At 56.1% G+C, this 6,873-nt stretch carries 4 protein-coding genes, 1 pseudogene and 1 riboswitch; of the genes and pseudogenes, 2 read left to right on the top strand and 3 right to left on the bottom strand.

The features are described from left to right. Window positions 1-105: 105 nt before the first annotated feature. Both MWU64_RS10800 and MWU64_RS10795 read left to right on the top strand, forming a co-directional pair. Window positions 106-735: pseudogene (locus MWU64_RS10800) on the top strand (integron integrase); the annotation flags it as partial. 168 nt (window positions 736-903) lie between these two features. Next, window positions 904-1,614, top strand: a complete 711-nt coding sequence (locus tag MWU64_RS10795) for a DUF4377 domain-containing protein (RefSeq protein WP_247064264.1) — start codon at window positions 904-906, stop codon at window positions 1,612-1,614. A 58-nt stretch (window positions 1,615-1,672) separates the two neighbouring features. Here the strand turns inward: MWU64_RS10795 and MWU64_RS10790 are convergent, their stop codons facing one another. The 3 genes from MWU64_RS10790 to MWU64_RS10780 form a co-directional block, all read right to left on the bottom strand. Continuing rightward, complete coding sequence (locus tag MWU64_RS10790) at window positions 1,673-2,731, bottom strand: ribonucleotide-diphosphate reductase subunit beta (RefSeq protein WP_247064262.1); 1,059 nt, start codon at window positions 2,729-2,731, stop codon at window positions 1,673-1,675. A gap of 28 nt (window positions 2,732-2,759) precedes the next feature. After that, the gene (locus MWU64_RS10785; RefSeq protein ID WP_247064259.1) at window positions 2,760-5,528 is read right to left on the bottom strand and encodes a ribonucleoside-diphosphate reductase subunit alpha; all 2,769 of its coding nucleotides are present in this window, start codon (window positions 5,526-5,528) and stop codon (window positions 2,760-2,762) included. Window positions 5,529-5,702: 174 nt separating this feature from the next. After that, window positions 5,703-5,910, bottom strand: a riboswitch (cobalamin riboswitch). Between the two features lie 69 nt (window positions 5,911-5,979). After that, window positions 5,980-6,807: a transporter substrate-binding domain-containing protein gene (locus tag MWU64_RS10780; RefSeq protein WP_247064257.1), complete on the bottom strand. Its 828-nt coding sequence runs from the start codon at window positions 6,805-6,807 to the stop codon at window positions 5,980-5,982. Window positions 6,808-6,873: the final 66 nt, after the last annotated feature.

The following is a 6,873-nucleotide window of genomic DNA, read 5'->3' as shown; positions in this document are numbered from 1 at the left end:
GTCGGAAAAACGTGACTTCTTCATGCAGAATCTCCCTGCGTGTAGCTTACGGAAAATTCTACTTTTAAACACCGCTGTTTTTCGGGGGGATTACCGGAGGAAGCCAGATCGGTTATTCACAACCTGAGCGGAGACTACAAGCTTGTTGCCATGCTGCTTTACGGTTCTGGTCTACGAATCAACGAAGCCCTGCGCCTGAGAGTTAAAGATGTTGATTTTGATATGCAGCAGTTGATTGTTCGAAGCGGCAAAGGGGCTAAAGATCGAATTACCCTACTTCCAAATCGCCTTGTAGAGCCTTTAAAACACCAGATTGACTCCGCTCTACACCTGCATCAGGCGGATCTCTTGAAAGGATCTGGCTCTGTGTATCTTCCCACGGGCCTCGCTCGCAAATATCCGAATGCCAGTCAGGAGCCTGGTTGGCAGTATGTATTTCCCGCTCAGGGTCTTTCTCGAGACCCTCGTTCAGGTATTCACAGGCGACACCGTTTGTTGGACCGAACGGTGCAAAAACATTTTCGCCGCGCAATCCAAGCTGCCGGAATTCGCAAACTCGCCGGCAGTCATACCTTTCGCCACAGTTTTGCCACCCGCCTGCTAGAGACTGGCTATGATATTCGCACTATCCAGAAGCTTCTTGGCCACTCAGACATACGCACCACCGAAATCTATACCCATGTCGTTCAGAAAGGTGGTTTTGGTGTTCGTAGCCCGATTGACGAAACCTTCTAACTTTCCCAATTGCTGGCAGGAGTTCTCTCACAGAAACAGAAACTTAGCTCGGTTCTGAAGGGTTACCGTTATGAAAGGGTACATCCTGTGTGTATCTGTTACCTTGAGGGCCATCGTCGGCTTGGGCAATCAAGCCATAACTCAAGGATTATGATGAAAGGTGAGAACATGTTGAGAAGTTCTATCGCCATTGCTCTGGGTGCGTCCCTTTTAGCAGGGTGTTCTGCATTCGGCCCGTCCAGTACCAACAACACCGCCCCAAACTCAACCACAAATACCTATTGGGTAAACAGCTTGAAAGCCAAGTGCGTGGGCGTGGGGCCTACGCAATGTCTGCAGGTTCAGGAAGGAGACGAGCTCTCTGGCGATGACTGGCAGCTGTTCTACGGCTCCATTCAAGGATTTGATTATAAGCAGGGGTATGTCTACAAACTGAAAGTGAAAGAAACGCAACTGCCGGCAAACCAGGCGCCAGCGGATAAGTCGTCGATTGACTACGAACTGTTAGAGGTTCTGGACAAACGGGTGGACAGCAAATTACGACTTCACGATATCTGGGTACTTGAAGCCCTAGATGGTCAGCCAGTGCAACTGGGCGACGAGCGTGAGCGGCCCCGCTTGGAGCTCAATCTCACGGAAATGCGCTTTACGGGTACTGACGGCTGTAACCGTGTATTCGGAAGCCTCGAGGCCGTCACCGCAGACACCTTGGCGTTTGGCCCAATCGCCTCCACCCGGATGGCCTGTGGTGACATGACGCTTGCAGATCAGTTCCAACAGCGGTTAGACAACGTTGAGGAATATTCGCTTGAGGGTGGAAAACTACACTTGAAGAATGCCAAGGGCACCACGGTTCTGTCTTTCCAGAAAACCGATTAAGCGTAGTCTCCCCAACAATCCGCCAGGCTGGCGCTGTTCGCACTAGCCTGGCAGAAGGTCACCACTCCAACTGCGCCCCGGTCTGGTACTCAATCACCCGCGTTTCAAAGAAGTTCTTCTCTTTGCGCATGGTGGCTTGTTCATCCAGCCAGGGCGAGACGTTTTTCGCTCCGGGGAACGGTTCTTCCAGCCCTACGGTGCGGGCTCTTCGATTGGCCACAAAGCGGAACTGTTCGCTGTGGTATTCCGCGGAGTAGCCCAGTATCGGGTCGCGCAGGATGTAGTTGGCGTAGTCGCGCTCGGCGGCTTCGGATTCTTCCCACATCTCGCGCACGGCCTTCGGGTCCAGGCTGATGTTTTCTTCTTCCAGTATCTGGTTCACCACTTTCAGGCCGAAGGCGAAGTGCATGGCTTCGTCGCGCAGGATGTACTGGAACTGCTCGCCGGTGCCGCGCATCAGGCCTCGGCGTTGCAGGGCGAAGATGGGGCTAAAGCCATTGTAGAACCAGCAGCCTTCAAACACCGCGGCAAAGAACAGATACGACATGATGAATTCTTGCAGATCGTCCTTGTTGCGCAGGTTGATGTCGGGGCGCATGGCGGCATCCAGCCGGCGGTTGGCCATCTGGATTTTGGCGTTAATCTGCGGCACCACGCGGTAGCGGTTGTAGATTTCGCTTTGATCCAGGTTCAGGGTTTCAATGCAGTGTTGGTAGGTCCAGGTGTGCAGAGCTTCTTCGTACACCTGCCGGGCCTGGTAGATTTGCAGCTCCGGCGCGGTCATCTTTTCCATCACCGCCAGGCCAATGTTGCGCATGGCCAGTATGTCGGAGGTGGTCAGGTAGGCCACCACGTTTTCGAACACGTGCTTTTCTGCCGGGTTCAGGCGGTGGTGGTAGTCGTGAACGTCTTGCGCCATGTTCACGTCCAGCGGGGTCCAGTGGTTTTTGTTGGCGTTCATGAAGAACTCCCAAGCCCACGGGTACTTGAACGGCGCCAGCTGGTTTACGTCGGTTTCGCCGTTGATCACGCGTTTGTCATCTACGTTCACCGGGGCCACGCTGCTGTCTGCAGCGGGCTGGCTTTCTGGTTTGGTTTCGTCGTCCCAATTCAACATGGTTGTGCCTCTCTGAATAAGTAAGTGGTTACTGACAGGCTTCGCAGTCGGGTTCGTCGATGCTGCACACTTGTGGCTGAGGCGCGGCTACCGGGGCGGCTTGCTCGTTCACGCCGGTGGCACCGAGTGAGCGTAGGTAGTAGGTGGTTTTCAGGCCACGTTCCCACGCCAGCTGGTACAACTCGTCCAGTTTTTTACCGCTGGGTTCGGCCATGTAGAGGTTCAGGCTCTGGGCCTGATCCAGCCACTTCTGGCGGCGAGAGGCGGCTTCCACCAACCAACGGGCGTCTATCTCGAACGCAGTGGCGTAACGGGACTTCAGTTCCGTGGGTATGCGCTCAATTTGCTGCACGCTGCCATCGAAGTATTTGAGGTCGTTCACCATCACGTTGTCCCACAAGCCTTCGGCTTTGAGATCGCGCACCAGTGAAGGGTTCACCACGGTGAATTCGCCAGAGAGGTTCGATTTCACAAACAGGTTTTGGTACGCCGGCTCGATGGATTGCGACACGCCCACAATGTTGGAAATGGTGGCAGTCGGCGCAATGGCCATCACGTTGCTGTTGCGCATGCCGTGCTGGGCGATGAGTTCGCGCACCGGCGCCCAGTCCAGACGGCTGTCGGTGTTCACGCTGATGTCGCCTTCTCGGCGGGCCTTTTTCAGCAGCTCGATGGAATCGATGGGCAGTATGCCCTGGCTCCACAGGGAACCTTCGTAGCTTTCATACGCGCCCCGCTCGGCCGCCAGCTGGGCGGAGGCGCGAATGGCGAAGTAGCTCAGCTGTTCCATGGCCACATCGGCGAATTCCACCGCTTGCGGGCTGGTGTACGGCAGGCCCAGTGCGTAGAGCGCATCCTGAAAGCCCATCAAGCCAAGGCCCACCGGGCGGTGTTTCAGGTTGGAGTTACGCGCTTGCGGCACGGCGTAGAAGTTGATGTCGATCACGTTGTCGAGCATGCGCACGGCGGTGTTTACGGTGCGCTCCAGGCGCTGTACATCCAGCTCGCCATTGGCGATGTGGGCCGCCAGGTTCACCGAGCCCAGGTTGCACACGGCGATTTCATCAGCACTGGTGTTCAGGGTGATTTCGGTACACAGGTTGGAGCTGTGGACAACACCCTTATGCTGCTGCGGCGAGCGCAGGTTGCAGGGGTCTTTGAAGGTGATCCACGGATGGCCGGTTTCAAACAGCACGGTCAGCATTTTGCGCCACAGCTGTTTGGCCGGGATGGTTTTGAACAGCTCGATTTTGCCTTCCGCCGCTAGTGCTTCGTAATGCTCGTAGCGCTCGCGGAATTCGTTGCCGTACAGGTCGTGCAGATCGGGCACATCGCTGGGGCTGAACAGAGTCCAGTCGCGGTCTTGGCGCATGCGTTCAATCAGCAAGTCTGGCACCCAGTTCGCGGTGTTCATGTCGTGGGTGCGGCGGCGTTCGTCACCGGTGTTTTTCCGCAATTCCAGGAACTCTTCGATGTCCAGGTGCCAGCTTTCCAGATAGGCACACACGGCGCCTTTACGCTTGCCGCCCTGGTTTACCGCTACAGCGGTGTCGTTCACGACTTTCAAAAACGGCACTACGCCCTGGCTTTGGCCGTTGGTGCCTTTGATGCGGGAGCCCAGCGCTCGCACGGGTGTCCAGTCGTTGCCTAGGCCGCCCGCCCATTTCGAGAGCATGGCGTTGTCGCGAATGGCGCCATAAATGTCTTCCAGATCGTCGCCTACGGTGGTGAGGTAGCAAGACGATAGCTGGGAGTGGCGGGTGCCGCTGTTGAACAGTGTGGGCGTAGAGGCCATGTAGTCGAACGACGACAACAGGTTATAGAACTCGATGGCGCGGCTGTTGGGGCTGTCTTCACGCAGCGCCAGGCCCATGGCCACGCGCATGAAGAATACTTGCGGCAGTTCTAGTCGATCTTCTTTCCAGTGCAGGAAGTAACGGTCGTACAGGGTTTGCAGGCCGAGGAAGCCAAACTGTTGGTCGCGCTCGGATTTGATGGCTGCGCCTAGCTGTTCCAGATCGAACGCGGCCATGGCTTCGTCCAGCAACTCGTAACGAATGCCAGCGTGAATAAAGGCGCTCAGGGCCTGTGGATAAACCTCGGCAAGGCTCAGGCTGGTATCAAGATTCAGCGCGTTGACGCTTTCAAGGCGCAGTTGTTCCAGCAGCAAACGAGCCGTCACGGCGCTGTAGTCTGGCTCGCGCTCGATACGGCCGCGGGCGGTCATGATCAGGGCGCTGAGGACTTCGGCTTCGTCGATGCCGTTGTAGAGGTTGCGGATGGCCTCTTCCACCAACGAATCGCCTTCAATGCCTTCCAGCCCTTGAGAAGCCTGCTCGACTTGGCGTTTCATCAGGCCTAAGTCCAAGGGTACGGTACGGCCACTGGCTTGTTTTACGGTGAGATGGGGGTGCGCTTCTACGGGTTCGTGCTGGGCGCGCTCACGGGCGTGTTCTTCACGGTAGAGTACGTAGGCGCGGGCCACTTTTTGTTCTTCGGCGCGCATCAGGGCCAGTTCTACCTGATCCTGGATGTCTTCAATGTGTACCCGGCCACCGGCTTTCAGGCGGCGACTGATGGCCTGTACAACCTGTTCGGTTACGCGGTGAACGGCATCGTTAATTCGGGCAGATCCGGCGGCTTGATCGCCTTCCACCGCCAGGAAGGCTTTGGTAACGGCTACGCTGATTTTAGACGGGGTAAAACTGACCAGATTGCCGTTGCGCTTGATAACCTGCAGGGCTTCTGTGTCGGACGGTGAGGTGGGCCGCGGTTCGGCCAGGGCTGTAGCAGACATACCGTTATCTCCTGAATACGCGTGGGTTCTATAACCTTCGCGTACGCAGGACGAACAAAGCATCAACCCGAGCGGGCTGTCGCTGTGCCATGTTCGTTGCTGCTCACCTTAGGGTGCCAAAATGCAGGCGCCTGAGTCGCGAAGGTGCAGTCGAGCTGTTTTCTTCGTGGCGATAGAAAACAACACGTCTCTGGCAGGTCTTCGGACTCAGGGGCGTGAACCTTGTGGTTCGGCCTTGTGTGGCGACTTCCCGGCGGTTGCCAGTGTCAATATGCCACGCTCGTTCCCCAATACCGCTGCGCGTCAGTTCCGGATTCTCACCGGATTCCCGGCTACCTTTTGAACGATGTGTTTGAAATTCACTCAAAACACAACATCTGGTAGCTAGCCAGAGACACCACAACTATATACACGAAGTGTGACAGAAACAAGATGGCGTAAGCTTTACCTGCTAGGGCGTAGGAAAACCTTGCAGAAGAATGGATTTTTCGCGGGTGTCGGCGGGTGGTAATTCACCGCGTTCGGCCAAACGGTGATAGGCCGCATCGAACTCGGCCTGAAGAGTTTGCGCCTCGGGTATGGCTGCCGAAAACAACCAGGCCCCGGTTCGGGTTCGGATTTCGGTTTCCTGAATCCTGGCTGCCGAAAAGCTCATCAACTCTTCCCGCACCGGATCCCGGTAGTCCAGCAGGTAATCGCCACGGCCACGGTTGAGCATATCGATGGCCGAGCGGTGATTAGGGGCATTGGTTATGCGGATGTCGTCCTGTCGTTCCAGCCAGGACCGAAGGCCACCGTAGGTGAACCCGTTAATCAGTATCACCACCTGATCGCGAAAGTCGTTTATGTCGGTTACCGGCGCCTGGTCTTCCCGATACCACGCACTCAGTACAACGGACACCAGGTTGATCTCGCTGTCGATCACCGCACCTTTGAGTGCCGGCACTTCAGTTAAGCCCAACGCGAAATCGACGCTGCCCTTTTTCAGGTAGAGATACGCGCGGCTAACGGGAAGGTATAGAAATTCCAGCTCGTAACCCGCCTCTTTGGCTACTTTACGCGTTGTTCCCACCATCTCGCCCTCGGGCTCTCCAAACGCATTCTGGTAGGTCACCGGCGGAAATTCCATATAAGCCACGCGCAGGGTGCGGGTGTCGGAACCTGTGTGCTGGATATTTTCTGCTTGCACAGTACCCGCTGCCCCGAAAAAGCATAGCCCGCTCACGAATACGTAAATAACGCGGCGCAATGCTCCGGGCATGAGAAGGCTAAGGCGCATAACAACCCTCTGGAATCTCTTTATTGATAGCGAAGAGTACCAGATCAGAAGATTGACTGTGCAATC

It is taken from the genome of Marinobacter sp. S0848L (assembly GCF_023016065.1).
Lineage (GTDB): Bacteria > Pseudomonadota > Gammaproteobacteria > Pseudomonadales > Oleiphilaceae > Marinobacter.
Note: the sequence above shows the minus strand (reverse complement) of the source record. Positions and strands in the feature narration are given on the sequence as shown.

What these genes read in the sequence shown, in the direction of transcription:
- MWU64_RS10785 (WP_247064259.1), bottom strand. Translation starts at nt 5,528, where the DNA reads ATGTCTGCTACAGCCCTGGCCGAACCGCGGCCCACCTCACCGTCCGAC.
- MWU64_RS10790 (WP_247064262.1), bottom strand. Translation starts at nt 2,731, where the DNA reads ATGTTGAATTGGGACGACGAAACCAAACCAGAAAGCCAGCCCGCTGCA.
- MWU64_RS10795 (WP_247064264.1), top strand. Translation starts at nt 904, where the DNA reads ATGTTGAGAAGTTCTATCGCCATTGCTCTGGGTGCGTCCCTTTTAGCA.
- MWU64_RS10780 (WP_247064257.1), bottom strand. Translation starts at nt 6,807, where the DNA reads ATGCGCCTTAGCCTTCTCATGCCCGGAGCATTGCGCCGCGTTATTTAC.